At 49.8% G+C, this 17,539-nt stretch carries 14 protein-coding genes and 1 tRNA gene; 9 read left to right on the forward strand and 6 right to left on the reverse strand.

Going from position 1 to position 17,539, the window contains the following annotated elements:
• Positions 1-5: 5 nt before the first annotated feature.
• The 5 genes from EP073_RS11325 (at position 6) to extS (ending at position 3,776) form a co-directional block, all read left to right on the forward strand.
• Entirely contained in the window at positions 6-584 is a 579-nt protein-coding gene (locus EP073_RS11325) for a 4Fe-4S dicluster domain-containing protein (RefSeq protein ID WP_128467258.1), read from the forward strand.
• A gap of 9 nt (positions 585-593) precedes the next feature.
• Entirely contained in the window at positions 594-1,529 is a 936-nt protein-coding gene (gene nrfD, locus EP073_RS11330; protein WP_128467259.1) for an NrfD/PsrC family molybdoenzyme membrane anchor subunit, read from the forward strand.
• 62 nt (positions 1,530-1,591) lie between these two features.
• Positions 1,592-2,008 carry a QcrA and Rieske domain-containing protein gene (locus EP073_RS11335; protein ID WP_128467260.1) on the forward strand — a complete coding sequence of 139 codons (417 nt, stop codon included), beginning with the start codon at positions 1,592-1,594 and terminating at the stop codon, positions 2,006-2,008.
• Positions 2,005-3,030, forward strand: a complete 1,026-nt coding sequence (locus EP073_RS11340; protein WP_128467261.1) for a cytochrome b N-terminal domain-containing protein — start codon at positions 2,005-2,007, stop codon at positions 3,028-3,030. The genes EP073_RS11335 and EP073_RS11340 overlap by 4 nt, the downstream gene beginning before the upstream one ends.
• The gene (gene extS / locus EP073_RS11345) at positions 3,003-3,776 is read left to right on the forward strand and encodes a selenite/tellurite reduction operon c-type cytochrome lipoprotein ExtS (protein WP_128467262.1); all 774 of its coding nucleotides are present in this window, start codon (positions 3,003-3,005) and stop codon (positions 3,774-3,776) included. Before EP073_RS11340 ends, extS begins: the two co-directional genes overlap by 28 nt.
• 10 nt (positions 3,777-3,786) lie before the next feature.
• On the opposite strand, the gene EP073_RS11350 is transcribed toward extS, so the two are convergent.
• Entirely contained in the window at positions 3,787-4,968 is a 1,182-nt protein-coding gene (locus tag EP073_RS11350) for a multidrug effflux MFS transporter (RefSeq protein ID WP_128467263.1), read from the reverse strand.
• Positions 4,969-5,132: 164 nt separating this feature from the next.
• Here EP073_RS11350 and modA point away from each other — a divergent pair, with 164 nt between their 5' ends.
• From modA to modC, 3 genes are read left to right on the forward strand one after another with little or no spacing between them, the layout of a single operon-like run.
• Positions 5,133-5,882, forward strand: coding sequence for a molybdate ABC transporter substrate-binding protein (modA, locus tag EP073_RS11355; RefSeq protein ID WP_128467264.1), 750 nt, complete (start codon positions 5,133-5,135; stop codon positions 5,880-5,882).
• 2 nt (positions 5,883-5,884) lie between these two features.
• Positions 5,885-6,589, forward strand: a complete 705-nt coding sequence (gene modB / locus EP073_RS11360; RefSeq protein WP_128467265.1) for a molybdate ABC transporter permease subunit — start codon at positions 5,885-5,887, stop codon at positions 6,587-6,589.
• Positions 6,582-7,664 (forward strand): molybdenum ABC transporter ATP-binding protein, encoded by a 1,083-nt coding sequence (modC, locus tag EP073_RS11365; protein WP_128467266.1) that lies wholly within the window; start codon positions 6,582-6,584, stop codon positions 7,662-7,664. Before modB ends, modC begins: the two co-directional genes overlap by 8 nt.
• A 35-nt stretch (positions 7,665-7,699) precedes the next feature.
• On the opposite strand, the gene EP073_RS11370 is transcribed toward modC, so the two are convergent.
• Positions 7,700-8,572 (reverse strand): DMT family transporter, encoded by an 873-nt coding sequence (locus EP073_RS11370; protein ID WP_128467267.1) that lies wholly within the window; start codon positions 8,570-8,572, stop codon positions 7,700-7,702.
• Between the two features lie 169 nt (positions 8,573-8,741).
• On the opposite strand from EP073_RS11370, the gene EP073_RS11375 reads away from it, so the two are divergent.
• Positions 8,742-8,814, forward strand: a tRNA-Gly gene (locus EP073_RS11375).
• A gap of 95 nt (positions 8,815-8,909) precedes the next feature.
• Here the strand turns inward: EP073_RS11375 and EP073_RS11380 are convergent.
• From EP073_RS11380 to EP073_RS11395, 4 genes are all read right to left on the reverse strand, one after another.
• A complete protein-coding gene (locus EP073_RS11380) occupies positions 8,910-10,658 on the reverse strand; it encodes an SLC13 family permease (RefSeq protein ID WP_128467268.1) in 1,749 nt (582 codons plus the stop codon).
• Between the two features lie 550 nt (positions 10,659-11,208).
• Positions 11,209-12,963 (reverse strand): SLC13 family permease, encoded by a 1,755-nt coding sequence (locus EP073_RS11385; RefSeq protein WP_128467269.1) that lies wholly within the window; start codon positions 12,961-12,963, stop codon positions 11,209-11,211.
• Positions 12,964-13,470: 507 nt separating this feature from the next.
• The gene (locus EP073_RS11390; protein ID WP_128467270.1) at positions 13,471-14,856 is read right to left on the reverse strand and encodes a sigma-54-dependent transcriptional regulator; all 1,386 of its coding nucleotides are present in this window, start codon (positions 14,854-14,856) and stop codon (positions 13,471-13,473) included.
• Positions 14,857-14,936: 80 nt separating this feature from the next.
• The gene (locus EP073_RS11395; protein WP_128467271.1) at positions 14,937-17,408 is read right to left on the reverse strand and encodes an ATP-binding protein; all 2,472 of its coding nucleotides are present in this window, start codon (positions 17,406-17,408) and stop codon (positions 14,937-14,939) included.
• Between the last annotated feature and the right edge of the window lie 131 nt (positions 17,409-17,539).

Raw genomic sequence — 17,539 nt, forward strand, 5'->3', positions numbered from 1 at the left:
AAAATATGTACTCAGCAGATAAAACAAAAAAATTCGCAATGGCTTACATAGTGGACAGATGCGTGGACTGTAAAGCCTGCATGGTGGCATGCAAGGCGGAATGGCAGATTCCGGACAATGATTTCCGTACGCATATAGACACCGGCATAGCCCCCGCCGCAACGGAAAGACTCAGCATGCACTTTCTGCCCCATCAGTGCAACCACTGTGACGACGCTCCCTGCGTTACGGTCTGCCCCACAAAGGCAAGCCACAAAAGGGCGGACGGCGTTGTGGACATCGACAACCGCAAGTGTGTGGGCTGCCGCTACTGCATCCCCTCCTGCCCGTACAACGCAAGGTTCTTTAACAATCAGCTTGGCGTAGCGGACAAATGCACCTTCTGCCTTCCAAGGATTTATGACGGTCTCATGCCCGCGTGCGTGACCACATGTCCCGGCAGGGCAAGGGTTTTCGGCGATATAAACGATCCTGAAAGCGAAATCTCCAAGGCTCTCAAAGACGCCGCCGACAACAGGTACAGGGTCTGGACGCTCCGTAAGGACTTGGGCACTGAGCCGAATATTTATTACATCCAGAAGTAGGAGGACAAAATGGAATTTCAGACAGGTTTCCATTGGTACATAGCGGTCTATCTGTTCCTCGCGGGTGTGGGCGCCGGCTCCATTGTTGTGGCGTCCCTTGCGGACATGTACGACAGACAGAAATATTTATCATTCATAAAAGCGGCAAGCGTGATAGGCATGCCCCTTGTATCCATAGGTATATTCTTCCTCTACATCGACCTCGGTCAGGGGATGTACAAGCCGTGGCTTCTCCTGCTGCTGTTTGTCAACACTACCTCCGCGATCATGTGGGGTACGCTTATACTTACTATCTTCACAATACTTTCGCTCCTTTACGGTGCTTACAACCTCGGCATACTAGACTGGTTCATCAAGAAAGCTGGATTTCTGAAAATCTTCAAACCCCTTGCCGCAAGCGGCTTCATGAACTGGGCGCTGATCATCACCGGCATACTCACGGCGGGCTATACAGCGGTTCTCCTCGGTGTTCTGAAGGCTATCCCCTTCTGGCATCAGACTGCGCTGCCGATCCTTTTCATAATCTCCGCCTCGTCCACAGGGATTTCAGGCGCTATGGTGGTAAAGGAGCTCTTTTTTAAAGAGGAGGCTCATCTGGCGAAAATCGAAACCACGCATTTCTACCTGATAATGCTTGAGATACTGCTGCTCATAGGCATGCTTCTCATAGCCCTTCAGGGCGTGCCTGAGATGAAGTTCTCTGCCCTTGCCCTCCTCACCGGAGAGTTCGCGGTTGAGTTTTGGGTGTTCCTTGTGCTGCTCGGTCTCGTGGTTCCCGCCGTGGTGTTCGCTTTTGTTGAGGCGGGCAAGCTCCATGTGAGCGGCGGCAAGCTGGTTTTCTTTGAGCTGCTTGTTCTCGCCGGCGGATACTTCCTGCGTCATCTTATTCTCCACGCAGGTGTTTACACTCAGAAATTTACAGACTATATTATGATTCATTACTAAATCAGACAGCCGCGGGCGGGCAAACCCCGTCTGCGGCATCACTTTTTTTCGGGACTGTTTGAATGACAGAACAAAAAAACATCTCCAGAAGGGGATTTTTAGGTCGGCTGGCAGGACTTGCCGCTTCCGCCTTTTCCCTCTGGTTTATTTACAGATTCCTTACCCCCGAAAGCTCGGGCGGCGAAATACTGATTCAGGCACAGGAAGCGGACGTTCCTGAAGGCGGAGCCGTTATCTTTCCCGATAAAAACACAGCCGTAATGCGGATGGACGGCGAAATAACCGCCATGTCGCTCGTGTGCACCCATCTGGGCTGTACAATAGCCCTCGACGGAGACAGGTTCGCCTGCCCTTGCCATGGAAGCATATTCGCCCTCGACGGCACAGTTGTTCAGGGTCCCGCCGAACGCAGGCTCGATACATACAGAACAGAAATAAGGGATGGACAGATAACCGTTTACAGACAGGTGAACGCGTGATTAAGCGTTATCTTATTCATCTTTATCCTAAAACATTCAGCAGGGCTGCGGTAAACGGAACTCTCCTTATGGGCGGGCTGATAACCGCTCTCTTCCTCAGCCTGTGCGTAACGGGAGTTCTGCTGCTTTTCTACTATTCACCCGAAGCATCGTCCGCATACTCATCCATCATTTACCTTGAGGAGAAGGTGTTCGGCGGACGCTTCATCCGTGCCCTGCATCTCTGGAGCTCACACATACTTCTCATAACCATCGCACTGCATATGGTGAGAACAATATTTACGGGCACATACACAGTCAGGGCATCCAACTGGAAGCTGGGCTATATTCTCTTCGGTCTCATGGTGTTTGAAGCGTATACCGGAGTTCTGCTCCCAATGGATCAGCTCTCATACTGGGCTACTAAAACCGGAATGGAGCTGGTGAATATTCTCCCCTTCGGTGAGTACATACGCAAGCTGCTCACACCGGATGATGTCGGCGGCAGGCTGACGCTTATAAGATTTTTCGCCATGCACATAGCGCTTATTCCGCTTGTGTGCGTGTTTCTCATATCCGCCCACCTGTACAATGTCCGCAGGGACGGCGGTCTGCACCCTAAATCAGACACGGCAAAGACCAAAAGCGACCCGTTCCTCTTTAATCTCACATGGTTCATAGCGGCTGCGGCAGTCACAGTCCCCGCTGTGCTGGCAGTTGTCTCAGGGGCTCCCCTTGAGGAGCCGGCAGATCCGGCTCTGCCACCGAACCCTGCGAAAAGCGCATGGTTCCTGCTGTGGATTCAGGAGATAGTAAGCTGGAAGGCGTGGCTGTTCAACCCTTTTGCGGTGCTGTTCGTACTCTATTTCTTTCTGCCTGATTTCCGCAGAAAATATCAGCCGGAAACCTCAGAATGGTTTTCTAAAAACGATGCTTCCGTCTGGGGGCTGACACTGTTTCTATGCGCTGCCGTCCTTGTGCTTACGGCTGTGGCAATGTTTTTCAGAGGTGAGAATTGGTCGCTCGTGCCCTTTTACTTCTGATTTTTATCACGCTCCCCTTCTTTCCGTCCTTTGCGTCGATGTGCGTGAAGTGCCACAAGCCCCATTATGAAAAAACTGGCTCGTGCGCCGTCTGCCACAGGGGCAATGAGGATACAGCCCGCAAAAACATAGCCCACGGCGGACTGATAACGAAAAAGTACGCCGACTTCATCATAAACGGGAAAGCCGTTGAAAACGGAAGCAAAACCGCAGACAGCGCCCATTGCAGAAGATGCCACATCACAGAGGGCAGGGGGAACGATGTCGCCCCTAATCTGGATACGGAAAGCAGGCGCAAAACCGCCGAAACACTCAAGGAAAAACTGATAAAGCCGACCGATTACATGCCCGATTTTCATATGAACGATCCGACAGCGGAAAATACGGTGAAATATATCCTCAATGCGGGAGGCTCCGCGAAAAGCGTTTCCAGAACAGCGCCATATGTGGTTTTCATCACTCAGGGAAAGAAAAGCGTTTTCGAGGAGAAATGCGGCGGCTGCCACAGGCTGCTCACCCGTAAAAGAGGCGGAACAGGTCACGGAGACACAGCGCCGAATCTGTCCGGACTGTTCAGCGGGTTTTATCCCGCTGATACAGTAAAGGCGGAAGGAAACCGCTGGAACGGAGAAATACTGGTGAAATGGATTAAGAACCCGCGCAGGATAAAGAAAGAGGCGCTCATGCCGCCCGTCCTCCTCACTGAGGAGGAGGAGAAAAGCATAACGGCGGAGTTCGCAAACTGATTTAAACTTTTCAGGACAGTCTTTTCCTGATAAAGATCCAGCTTATCATCACAAGCACCGCTACTGCGGCAAACAGCAGGTTAAAAACCTCAAGCCGGTGACCGTGGGTTCCGGACACCGCGAACATGCAGAGCGCACCGAACATAAGCTGCGTGAAAACCATGAAAGATGACGCTGAGCCTATGTCCGTATTAACCTGCTCAATTATCAGGTTGTTGCTCAGGGGTCTGTTCATGCAGATGAAAAACGTGGTCAGGAACGTGAAGCAGGTGAAGAAATACCACGCTGAAAAACTGAAAAGCCAAAGCCCGCCTGCTGCAAAAACCGCACCGCCGAGACATATTGTTATCAGCTTATTCGGCTTGACGTATTTCAGCATCCGAGTGCATACAAAAGCCCCGAACATGGCTCCGAAAGCGTTAAACGCAAACAGAAAACCGAACTTGGTCTCGGAAAATCCGTTTATGCCTATGTAGTAAATAGGCGAAAACGCTATAAAAGCGTACAGCGGTCCGGCGGAGAGCCCCAAGGCAAGATTTGTCCGCATAAACTTCCAGTTTGAGAAGACATTGCGGTATCTGAAAAAAACCTTGTACCATTCTCCTCTGTATCTATCCTGAATTGTCTCCCTAAACAGGAACGAGACAACAAACGTGCAGGCTACCATGGAAGCCTGAGTGAGGAAGATATATCTCCATGAGCCCAGCCCGAGAAGGAATGCCCCAATCATCGGCGCCACCATCGGCGCAACAGCCAGAACCGTTCCGAGATAAGCGAGCGCCTTTCTGCGCTCCTCACCCTCGTACTTGTCTCTGCATATCGCCATAACCATGGCTGACGGAGCGGCGGCGCCCATCCCCTGTAATATGCGGAAAGCTATGAGCTGCCAGACATTGGCGCTGAGAGTGCACAGAACGGAGGAAACCACAAACAGGAAAAGCCCGCCCATAAGAACCGGACGCCTGCCGAATTTATCGGACAAGGGACCGTACAGAAGAAGTGAGGAGCTGAAGCTCACAAACCACAGCACAAGGGAAAGATTCACCAGATGCTCTCCGACCCCCCACTCTCTGGCAATAACGGGAATCGCCGCCAGATACATATCCGTAGCCAGCGGTGGAGTGGCTCCTATCATTGCGAGAAAAATTATGAAAAGTCCTCTGTGCTTGTTAATATCAATCATTATTGTCATTCAATCACCTATGCGAATTTATAACTATGCACATATGTTTTCATATTTTCAATGCCTATTACATTTTTTTACACTCACTATAAGCAGATGAATCAAAAGCATTGACTTTCTTTACTCATACGCTATATACATTTATACATAACGACTTCAAAGAGGTAGAGCTTATGAGAATACTCCTGATAGCAATGTGCTTACTTATCAGTGTTTCAGCCTTCGCCAAGGATGTCACGGTCTTCGGTGCGGCTTCAGTAACAAACGCTATGAACGAAATTATCGCAACCTACAAAAAAGAAAAAGGCGTTAACGTTATAGCGTCCTATGCTTCCTCCGGTCCCCTTGCGAAGCAGATCGAAAACGGCGCTCCCGCCGACATTTTCGTGTCTGCAAACATGAGCTGGATGGATTATCTTATTGAAAAAGGCAAAATAGAGGAAGGAACAAACATACCCTACCTCGCCAATAAGCTCGCTTTTATCGCTCCTGTTTCATCTCCTACAGGTAAAATAGCAAACCTTGACGGCGCCGCGGTGAAAAAACTCATCGGCAGCGGAAAGTTCGCAATGGGCGACCCTGAGCATGTCCCCGCAGGCAAATACACTCAGAAAGCTCTTGAAGGCTGGGGAATCTGGAAGGATATTGAATCTCAGGCAGCGAGAATGCAGGACGTAAGAGCCACACTCGCCATGGTTGAACGTGCAGTTCCTTACGGCTTTGTCTACTTCTCTGACTCAGCGATCAGCGACAAGGTGAAAGTCATTTCCCTTGTGGACGATTCTCTCACAGGGAAAATCATATACCCCATGGGAATAGTTAAAGGCAAACGCACTCCCGAGACAGAAGCGTTTTACAATTTCCTCAAAACAGACTATGCTGCGGAAGTTTTCCTGAAATACGGATTTATCGCGGTGAAATAAAAATGTTTAACCTCTCGCCGATAGAGATTGAGGCGATTTATCTCAGTATGAAAATTTCTTTCTGGGCGGTACTCGTCGGTCTGATCCCCGGCGTTGCCGCCGCTTATCTGCTCGCCCGCAAAAACTTCCCCGGCAAACTCCTGCTGGACGGGCTGATACACGTTCCGCTGGTTATACCTCCGGTGGTAACTGGCTACATTCTCCTCATAACCTTTAACGACAACGCGCCAATGGGTAAGCTGCTTATAAGCATCTTCGGTTCGGGCATAGCCTTTTCATGGAAGGGCGCCGTGGTTGCCTCTGTTGTTATGTCCATGCCTCTTCTGGTGCGCAGTGTGCGCCTTTCCATAGAGAGCATAGACAGAGGGCTTGAGGAGGCAGCAAAAACCCTCGGCGCTAAAAGATGGCGGGTTTTCCTCACGGTCACCCTTCCCCTTTCGGTTCCCGGGATAATAACCGGAACAGTGCTCGCCTTCGCCAGAAGCCTCGGCGAGTTCGGAGCGACTATCACTTTCGTCTCCAACATTCCGGGCGAAACAAGGACACTCCCCGTTGCGCTGTATAACCTTACCCAGACCCCGGGCACTGAGGCGGCTGCGCTGAGGCTCTGTCTTATCTCAATCGGGCTTTCCATCGCCGCGATAGCCGCGTCCGAATACCTCTCCAGAAGAGCGGCTCTCAGGCTGAGGGGAGCGGTTAATGCTTGAATTCAGCGCCATAAAGCGCTATCCGGCATTTACGCTGGATGTCAGCTTCAAAATGAACGAAGGTATGGTCACGGGGCTTTTCGGACGCTCAGGCTCCGGTAAAACAAGCATAATCAACATTGCCGCCGGTCTCATAAACCCCGACGAAGGTTATGTGTCGCTGGACGGCAAAGTCCTCTACGACAGCAGCAACAAAATAAATCTCCCCGCTCCGGCGCGCAGCTCAGGCTATATCTTTCAGGACGGCAGGCTTTTCCCTCATATGACAGTGGAAGCCAATCTCCGCTACGGCATGAAGAGAAGCATGCGCAACGGGCATAAAGCAGGCTTTGACGATGTTGTGGAGCTTCTGGGAATAGGCGATCTGCTGAAACGCAGACCGCACAGGCTCTCCGGCGGAGAAAAGCAGAGGGTGGCTATAGGGCGCGCCCTTCTCTCGTCACCGGATTTCCTTCTGATGGACGAGCCTCTTTCCGCTCTGGATTCTCACCGCAAAGAGGAGCTTATCCCCTTCATAGGGAAGATGGTGCAGACTTTTAAGCTTCCAGTGCTTTATGTAACCCACTCGATAGATGAGCTTTTCAGCCTCTGCGACAACGTAGTGCTGATGAAAGACGGCAGATGCACCGACTTCGGAACTGTGGAGGAGGCTGTATCCCGCCCGGCAAACAGAGAAATACTCGGTCTCAGCGGAAGAGTCAGCGTTCTCAGGGCTTCGGCTGTTTCGGAGAAAGAGCCTTCAATCATCACATTTGAAAACGGCAGACTCGGCATCCCCACATCGAAATACGCAACAGGCACGGAGCTTCGCGTCGCTGTTCACTCGGACGACGTAACCCTCGCGCTGAACAAGCCCACGGGCTTAAGCGCCAGAAACATAATGAAAGGCATGATAACCGCCGTGGACAGCAGCGATGACGGCGCAGTTGCCGTAACTGTGGATGTGGGAGTTCCCGTTTACGCCACTATAACACGCTCAGCGGCATCGGAACTCGGCATAAGAACGGGAACAGAGGTCTATATAATAATGAAAACCATCGCCCTCTCAAGGCTCAGCGTGCCTTTTATACATTAATTACAGCCACGGACGGCAGATAAGCCTGCCTTCGTTTATGTTCCCTTTCTCACCACATCCCGCATCTGGAGCAGAACAGACAGAATGATTATTCCCAGACCAGCAAAAAATGAGGCGTTGACCTCGCTCATTTCCCTGAAAATCACCGCCGCCAGAATAATCGTATAAACAGGTTCAAGATTGTATGAAAGATTTACTGTGAAAGCAGAAATCCGTTTCAGGGCATAAATCTGCAAAAGCTGCAATCCGATTGTGCAGAATACGGCGAGTATTACAATGAAAAACATATTCCGTGCATCGGGGATGACTGCTCCGGCACCAAAAAAATACAGGTATGCGGGAGCAAGGAATGAAAGAAAGACCATACCGCCCGCTATTTCATAAAAAGTGAGCAGCGGAATATAGGAAAACTTAGGGATAACAAGCTTGTTGAACGTGATAGCCAAAGCGCAGACAAGGGATGAGACTACTCCCAGACCTATGCCCAGCCTGTAGCGGCTGTCAAAATGGAATATAAGCAGGATACCCGCCACGGCGAAGCAGCCGTAGAAAAGCTCTTTATAATTAAAACGGATTCGGAGCATTAATGGCTCAACAAGGGCGGTGAAAAACCCTGTGAGCGAGAAGCAGACCACGCCGACGCTCACGTTTGATGCCTTGATGCTGCCGTAAAAGAGCACCCAGTGAAGGCACATAACAGCTCCCACGGCGCCCGCCTGCAAAATCTCCGCAGGAGAGTACAGTTTGAATTTTCCGACTGCTTTCAGAATTATATAGAAGCACAGAGCAGCGACAAACACACGCCACCAGACAAGGACTCCGGCATCCAGAGTGATCAGACGGCCGAAAAGCCCTGTGAAGCCCGCTACAAAGATAGAAAGATGGAGCGCTATGAATGCCTGTTTCATAAGTTTCGGAAAAATCTGCCGGAAGGCAAAATGAGACTGATTTTGTAAGTTTTCATACACGTTTATAGCATCGGCGCGAAACGCTTGCAAATCATTTCATATTATCTGAAAATTATTTAATTTTATGGTGATTTTTTCTTAAGAAAGGTATAAAGATCAGGTTATACACGCGGGCGTAGCTCATCAGGTAGAGCGACAGCTTCCCAAGCTGTAGGTGGCGGGTTCGAGCCCCGTCGCCCGCTTTCATCACATTAAAAAAGGGCGCCCTCCCTTCAGGGCGCCCTCTCTTTATGGAGGTCAAAACCGGATGAACAAACTTCCGGTGTTGCGCACTTTATTATTTCCCGGCAATAACCTTAGCCCACTCGGGGATAACGCCTAATTCCACGCCGAAAGTCGGAACGACTATAAGGTAAGTAACCGCCACAGTGACAATTATGCCGATTATGTTAAGCCCGAAGCCGCTTTTCACCATCTGCGGGATAGTGACATAGCCCGAACCGAAAACAATGGCGTTCGGAGGTGTAGCCACAGGCAGCATGAACGCGCACGAAGCCGCAATCGCCGCGGGAACAGTGAGCAGAAGCGGGCTCTGCCCCAGACCGACCGCAACAGCCGCGAGAATGGGCATAACCATTGCCGCAGTTGCAGTATTGGATGTGAGTTCCGTAAGGAAAATAATAAGAGTTGTGACCGCAATTATCAATACAAATATGGGCGCATGCTCAAGAAGTCCGACCTGCATACCAATCCAATCCGCAAGCTTCGTCACCTTGAAGCCGTCCGAAAGCGCAAGTCCGCCTCCGAAAAGTATTAGAACGCCCCAAGGCATTTTGGTAGCCCAATGCCAGTCCATTACAAATTCGTTTTTCTTCATATTGATGGGAATAAGAAAAAGCACCAGACCGCCCACCATGGCGATAGCAGCGTCAGTTACCATCTTGGGCTCAGGGAAAAGAAAAGCGAGCTTTGCCCTGAATATCCACGCAAAGGCTGTAAGGGCGAACACAAGGGCTGTCCAACGTTCGCCGGTGCTCATGCTCCCCATCTTTTTCAATTCAGAATCGATAAGCTCCCTGCCGCCGGGAACCTTTTTCAGCTTCATAGGGTTAGCAATCTTGATAAGCCAGAGCCAGCAGAGCGGAAGAGTGACAAGCACAATGGGTACGCCGACAATGAGCCATTTTGCGAAGGTAATCTCATAACCGAAAGTCTTGGAAAGGTAACCGGCAAGAACGGTGTTGGGCGGAGTTCCTATAAGAGTAGCTATACCGCCGATTGAAGCGGCATACGCTATCCCCAGCATGAGGTTAAGACCGAAAGCGAATTTCTCTGGCGAAAAATCTATAACTTTGTCGAGACCTTCTTTTTTCCCTTCCTCGACAACATGATAAATAATAGCAAGACCGATGGGCATCATCATAACCGCTGTGGCGGTGTTGGAAACGAAAGCGGAGAGAACGGCTGTAGCCGCCATGAAGCCGAAAATAAGTCTGCTGGGCGAAAAACCGACTGTTTTCACTATATTCATGGCAATTCTGCGGTGGAGATTCCATCTCTGCATGGCAAGCGCGATTATGAAGCCGCCCATGAACAGGTAGATGAGGTCACTGGCGTAAGGTGCTGTCGCCTTGCCCGTGGGCATTATGCCCAGAACCGGAAAAAGCGGTATCGGAAGAAGACTTGTAGCGGGGATCGGAATAGATTCACACATCCACCAGCACGCCATGAGGAACGCTACTGCCGCCATTTTCTGCGCTGAGGGTTCCATGCCGGCAGGCGCGTGAACGGCAAGCATAAGAAAAAAAAGAACAGGTCCCAGAATCAGCCCTATAAGCTGGCGTTTGGTGTATTCACGGGGTTCATCCTCTTTTACTCCGTCCGGTCCGGTCTGAAGTCTGCGGACATGTTCGGCTGGCGCCTGCTCCATCTCATCAGCGAGATCGATGCTTTTTTCCTCCTTTTCATCAGCGGATGAAAAGTGTTGGTTGTGGAACTTACTGAGTAATGCTTTGGGACTATAAAGCACGAGTGCCTTTGTCTCGTCGTGCCAGTCCCAAAGCCTGCTCCAAATAGCTGTCATCATAAACCACTCCTGAACAAAACTTAATGAACTGGCGCTACAAAAGCAACAAACATACCATTTACTTGATAATCTTATGATATTTTATTAATAACACCTCTAAACACCTTATAAAAAAGGGATAGAAATTTTTAAATCCATAACGGGATATAATCTTGTTATAATCCCGAAGCATATTAAAACATCATAATACGGCGGAAATTCGCCTTTTATCGATCATTTTTATTGATAAATATTTTGTAAACAAGAACTAACTCACAATATAATGAAATGGCTGAAATTCGCCTATTATCTTAAATAGAACATCAAGGTATTAAATTCACATGAAATATTAACTTAAAAAATAAGAAATGAATGTGGAATTAAGGTATTTTAACAAAATAAACTGATTTGTTTTATTTTAACTATCTATATTTTATAACAAGGTGTCTTTTGTGTCTCATTTCTGTCGATTATTTTACGCATGTGCAAATTTCCGCCACCAGTCCGGTAAATTCCCGGAGCCGTGATTTGGCTCCGGGATAAGATGATGCGGCAAATTGCCGAAAAAGTCTTATTTTGTAACAGCTTCTGTCAGAACCGCCCAGTCGGGAAGAACACCTATTTCAACACCGAAGAAAGGGATAACCAGTACATAAGTTACTATCACTGTAATAATTATGCAAAGGATGTTCAATCCGAAACCGCTTTTTGCCATCTGCGGAATTGTCACATAACCCGAACCGAAAACAATCGCGTTCGGAGGTGTGGCAACAGGAAGCATGAATGCGCATGAAGCCGCAATAGCCGCGGGAACAACTAGCAGAAGCGGGTTCTGACCGAGACCGATTGCGACTGCTGAGAGAATAGGCATGACCATGGCAGCAGTCGCCGTGTTTGACGTAAGCTCAGTAAGGAAGATGAGAAGCGTTGTGACCGCTATAACAAGCACCAGTATGGGCGCATGCTCAAGAAGCCCTACCTGAAGACCTATCCAGTCAGCAAGCTTGGTAACCTTGAACCCGTCAGAAAGGCAGAGACCGCCGCCGAAGAGTATGAGGACGCCCCAAGGCATTTTTGCCGCCCAGTGCCAGTCCATGACGAACTCGTTTTTTTTCAGGTTTATGGGAATAAGAAACAGTATACAGCCGCCCACCATGCCTATTGCCGCATCCGTAACCATTTTAGGATCGGGGAAGAGAAAGTTAAGCTGTGCTCTGAATATCCAAGCAAGAGCAGTAAGGGAGAAAACAAGCAGGGTCCAGCGTTCACCGGTGCTCATTTTGCCCATTTTTTTAAGCTCTGCCTCAATAAGATCTTTGCCCCCGGGAACCTTTTTAAGCTTCATGGGGTTTGCGACCTTGATAAGCCACAGCCAGCAGAGAGGAAGAGTCACAAGTACAAACGGAACGCCTATTACAAGCCATTTGGCGAAGGTTATTTCGTAACCGAAGCTTTTTGACAGATAACCGGCAAGAACAGTGTTGGGAGGCGTGCCGATCAGGGTGGCGATACCGCCTATTGATGCGGCATACGCTATACCGAGCATGAGGTTGAGACCGAAAGCGAACTTCTCCGGCGAAAAATCTATCACCTTGTCGAGCCCTTCTCTTTTACCTTCATCCACGACGTGAGCGATGATGGCAAGACCGATGGGCATCATCATGACCGCTGTCGCTGTGTTGGAAACGAAAGCGGAGATTATGCCTGTGGCGATCATAAAGCCGAGTATAAGTCTGCTGGGAGAGAAGCCCACAACCTTGACTATGTTCATCGCTATTCTGCGGTGAAGGTTCCACTTCTGCATGGAAAGCGCTATTATGAAGCCGCCCATGAAAAGGTAGATAAGGTCATTTGCGTAGGGAGCTGTCGCCTTGCCCGTGGGCATAAGTCCCATTATGGGGAAAAGAGGTATGGGCAGAAGGCTTGTCACGGGAATGGGCAGTGATTCGCACATCCACCACGTAGCCATAAGGAAAGTGATTGCCGCCATTTTCTGCGCTTCAGGGCTCATGCCTGAGGGTGTTGGGATAAAAAGCATAAGAAAAAACAGTGCAGGTCCGAGAAACAGACCTATTTTCTGCCTTGTCGAGTATTCTCTCGGTTCGCCCTCTTCGATCCCGCCGGGACCGGATTTGAGTCTGCGGGCGTGCTCCGCCGGGGCATCGGACATTTCGTCCGCAAGGTCAACACTTTTCTCCTCCTTCTCGGTTGCAGACGAGAAGTGTGTGTTGACAAACTTTTTGAGCATTGCCTTGGGGCTGTAAAGCACGAGAGCTTTGGTATCGTCGTGCATGTCCCAGAGTCTGTTCCAGAATGCTGCCATCATATAAAGCCACTCCTAAATGAAAGTTATAAAACCGTCATATTTAAAAGCAACTCACATACCAGTTTATGAAATTTCTCTGACATAAAATATGAACAACCGCTGAGAGCCTTGCGGGTATGGGATTAAAGGATTTTCAATGTTCGCAGGAGTTATAATTCCGTTATAGAATACGGACATATTATGGACATAATCAGGGGCGGAAAACTGCCATCGGATTCGGCTATAGGTGTTATAAGTTCCCGCAAATACAGGAAAATCGGTTTTTCTCATACCCTGTGGCAAATTTCCGCCTTTTCAGAGCAATAGAACAAATACCGCAGCACGTTGTAAAATATTATTATCTGCGGGCATAAAAATATCGTATTCAAAAAGCTGAAACCGCTGCGCCGCACTGCTCCTCGCAGCGGCATAACCTACTGTCATTGCAGATGAAGCAATACAATCTCATCTATTTTTATTTCAGATTCCAAGTTTGCCGTCGGTCTGTTTCTTACTTATAAAAGCGGTTTAATGATCATTGTGCTCTATCTTATACTTCTCCAGTTTATAACGGAGTGTTCCCCTAGCCGTTCCGAGAAGCTTAGAGGCCTGAGCCACGTTGCCGTCGGTCATGCTGAGAGCTTTTCTTATTATCCCTTCCTCGTAACGTGATACAGCGTCCTCAAGCACAAGCCCTTCCGCCGGAACCTCAACCCCCGCCGGAGCCTCCTTCTTTGGCTTGTTCCCTTTTATCTCCTGCGGGAGGACATCCTCGGTTATCACCTCGGCGTCGGTCATGATGCAGATCCTCTCCACAACATTTTTCAGCTCACGCACATTCCCCGGCCACTGGTATTCCATGAACAGGTTGAGAGCCGGACGGGCAACGTCCTTCACCTTCTTCTTGAAGTCGGCGCTGAATTTTTTTATGAAAAAGTCAAGCAGGTTGGGAATATCGTCACGGCGTTCCCTGAGAGCGGGAAGGCGTATGGGAAAAACGTTGAGCCTGTAGTAGAGGTCTTCCCGAAACTGCTTTTCGTCTATGGCTTTCTTGAGGTTTCTGTTTGTAGCGGCGATAATCCGCACATCTATATCAATATTTCTGGTGTTGCCCAGCCTGCGGAATTTTCTGTCCTCTATGACACGAAGCAGCTTAACCTGAAGGCTCATGTCCATCTCCCCTATCTCGTCAAGAAACAGAGTTCCTCCGGATGCCTCCTCCAGAAGACCTATTTTACGGGTTTTCGCGTCGGTAAAGGCTCCTTTTTCATAGCCGAAAAGCTCGGATTCCAGAAGATTATACGGGAGAGATCCGCAGTTTATCTCCACAAAGGGCTTTGCGCTGCGGGGGGAGAGGTTGTGTATTGCTTTTGCCACCAGCTCCTTGCCTGTGCCCGACTCACCGGTGATCAGCACTGTTGCCGTCTCATGCTTCGCCACTTCCTGAATCTGCGAATAGATGCGCTTCATCTCTTCGCTGGCGCCGACAATCTGCATTGCCGCGGAGAGAACACCGCTCCCTCTTTTCAGATGGCGAACCTCCCTTCTCAGTTCCTGAGTTTCAAGGGCGAGACGGACAATGAGGTGAATGGCGTCAGCCTTGAAGGGCTTCTTTATATAGTCATAGGCGCCCATTTTCAGCGATTCCACGGCGCTTTCAACTGTTCCGTATCCGGTTATAATAATCACGAGAAGCTCGGGGTCAATGTCTCTCAGAGTTTTAAGAACATCAAGCCCGCTGGTGGAGCCGAGATTGAGATCAAGCAGAACAAGGTCGATCTCCTCCTCCACAACTATATCAAGGGCGTCCTCGCCGCTGTGGGTTATGAACACCTTGTACCCGTCAGCGCTGAGAACCCTCTGGAGGTTTTCGCAGATGAAAACCTCGTCATCCACAATCAGTATCTTTTCCATAGTCTTATGCCTCTCTCCCCTGAAAAGCCGTAAAGTGAGTTATATACAGCAGGGTGAGAATTTACGCCATCTATAATATTTTACTTGAGATTGCCTTCAAAAGGGAAAAAGAGTATGAACCTGCTGCCTGTTCCCTGCCTGCTTTCCGCCTCTATCTTGCCGCCGTGTTCGGAAACTATGTTATGGGTTATGGCAAGCCCCAGACCTGTACCTTCCGCTTTCGTTGTATAAAACGGCTCGAAGATATTAGGCAGATCCGCAGGGCTTATTCCCACTCCCGTATCGCTGAAGATCAGCTCTATGCCGTTTTCCGTTTTTTTAGCGGAAATGCGGAGACCGCCGCCGCTTTTCATTGCGTCCAGAGCGTTGGTGAGCAGGTTCAGAAACGCCTGCTTTATCTTGTCCGGGTCTATGTTTATCATCGGCAGATCAGGTTCAACATCAGTCTCAAGAGTGATCCGCTGTCTTTCGCACTGCTTCTTCACAAAGAAGAGAGTGTCGGACAGAATATCCGCCATGTTCGCCATGCGAAGCTTGGGCGGCACTGCGGAGGCAAAATTAAGAAGCCCGTCCACAAGCCCCTCAAGCCGCTCTATTTCCTTAAGCGAGCGCTGGATAAGCTGCCTGTCCGCGTCGTTTTTCAGGAGCCTGTCGTGCAGATCGTCCAGCATGAGGCTTATTCCGGTCAGCGGGTTGCGTATCTCGTGCGCCAGCCCTGCCGAGAGCCTGCCCATGGAGGCGAATCTGTCCATCCTCGCCATCTGCTTCCGCAGACCGACCCTTTCGGTGAGATCCTCCACAGTAATTATGTTTCCGTCCGCATGCTCCATTACCATGGGCAGACCGGCTATTCTCAGGTGCATGTTGCGTCCGCCGTCCTCGGAGTCTATGTATCGGCTCCAGCGTTTGGTGCGCCCTTCGGACTGAAACTCCCTGATCACCTCCACGACCTCCGGCTTATGCGCAAGCGCAGCCTCCAGAAGCCCGCCCTCCGCTGACTTCGCCAGCCTGAGAATCGTCATGGCGGGTTTGTTTATGAAGGTTATGCGGTTATCCTTATCAAGGGTGAGGATCCCCGTCTCTATATTCTCAAAAACCGTTGTTTTGAAGTTCTGCTCCCTAATCACCGCCTCTCTGGAAGCCTCAAGCTTCTGCATGGACTCCATGAGGCTCACACGCCTTTGCTCCAGCTCACGAGCCATATCATTAAAAGATCTGGTAAGCTGAGCCACCTCATCCCCGCCGGAGACGTCAACATTGGGCACTGCGCCGTCTTTGGTGACACTCTTTATGGCGATATTCAGCCGCTCTATCGGGTTAGTTATGCTCCATGAAAGCCTGTAGGCGACAGCAAGCACCATCACCGCCATTACAGTGACAAAAATAGCCATGCTGCTCACGAACTTGTCAAGCTCGCCGCGGATAACGTCAGAGATTCTCACAGCAGGCATGTGGAAGCGGCTGATCTCCGCTCCTATGGTCACGCCGCCGAAGACGCCGTGCTCCGAGTAAGCCCCCGAAGCATAGCGTATGGGAGCGTAAGCCATTATCTTTCGGGAGCCGCCGACATTGGTTACATCCACAACGCCGCCCTTGCCCTCAGTAACATCTGACGCCGCCGCGGGGTAGTTTTCATGTATGAAGCCTGTCTTGAACAGATTAAAGGGGACATCCCCCGCCTGAAGCCTTGCAGCGCTGTATTCCCCTCTGGTTCCCGTGAGAGTTCCGTCGGAGTTGTACCCTCTTATATCCCACTGCTTCGGGTGGGTGATTATCCAGCCTTCGTCATCAAACATAAAGGAATAGTCGGCGCTTTCGTAGGATGCCTTCCTGCTGCTGTCCTTTCCGTCCGGTGAGATGTGGCGGGTAAACTCCATGAGGTGCAGATGATCAAGAGAGATAACGGCAACGCCTTTCAGACTGCCGTTGTCATCATAAACTGCTCTGGCAAAACGAATAACTCCTCTAAACCAAGTATCGCCGCCATTTTTTTCGACTTCTTTTTTATGGATAAACCAGCCACTTACCCGTGAAACGTAAACCTCGCCGTCGGGAAGTTCCAGCGCGCGGACAAAATAGTCTTCGGTTTTATATGTGGTATTCGCAGGAACCGAGACATTCCTCAGTTCATTCGCAGGCACTCCGTCCGTAAGGCGGATGCGCTCAGTTCCGTCGGGATTGATAAAAGTGAGCTCGCTGTAAAGCGGAACATCGTGAAATTTTTCTGTTCCGTTGTCCCAAACACGGACAGTGCCTCTGTGTCTGTTATAGAAGTCGGCGTATTCCGCTTCTTCGGCATCAAGAAGAACAAAGCTGTTCAGGTCGTTCTCTACACTTCTGAGAAAGATCGACACAGTATCCGCAACTGTCTGCGCACTGAGAACAAGGGATCGGGTTGCCTGAGCCTCAAGAGCGGAGGAAGCGCTTTTGCGCAGATACTGCTCCACAGAACTGAGGTTCCGCGCGGCGTAAAAACCCAGAACCGCCAGAGGTAAAAGCGAGAGTGCCAGAAACGCTATAAGAACTTTTTTGTGCAGGCTGTAAAATTTCATGGGATACAGAATATAACTTCGGAAGCGGAAAATAAACCCAAAAGAAAACAATTACTATATAAGGCTACAGCCAAACATACATAACTTTATACCGCTATATTCGCATCTGCCCTTAGTTTATAATACCTTAT

The sequence above is a fragment of the Geovibrio thiophilus genome, assembly GCF_004087915.1.
Taxonomy (GTDB): domain Bacteria; phylum Chrysiogenota; class Deferribacteres; order Deferribacterales; family Geovibrionaceae; genus Geovibrio; species Geovibrio thiophilus.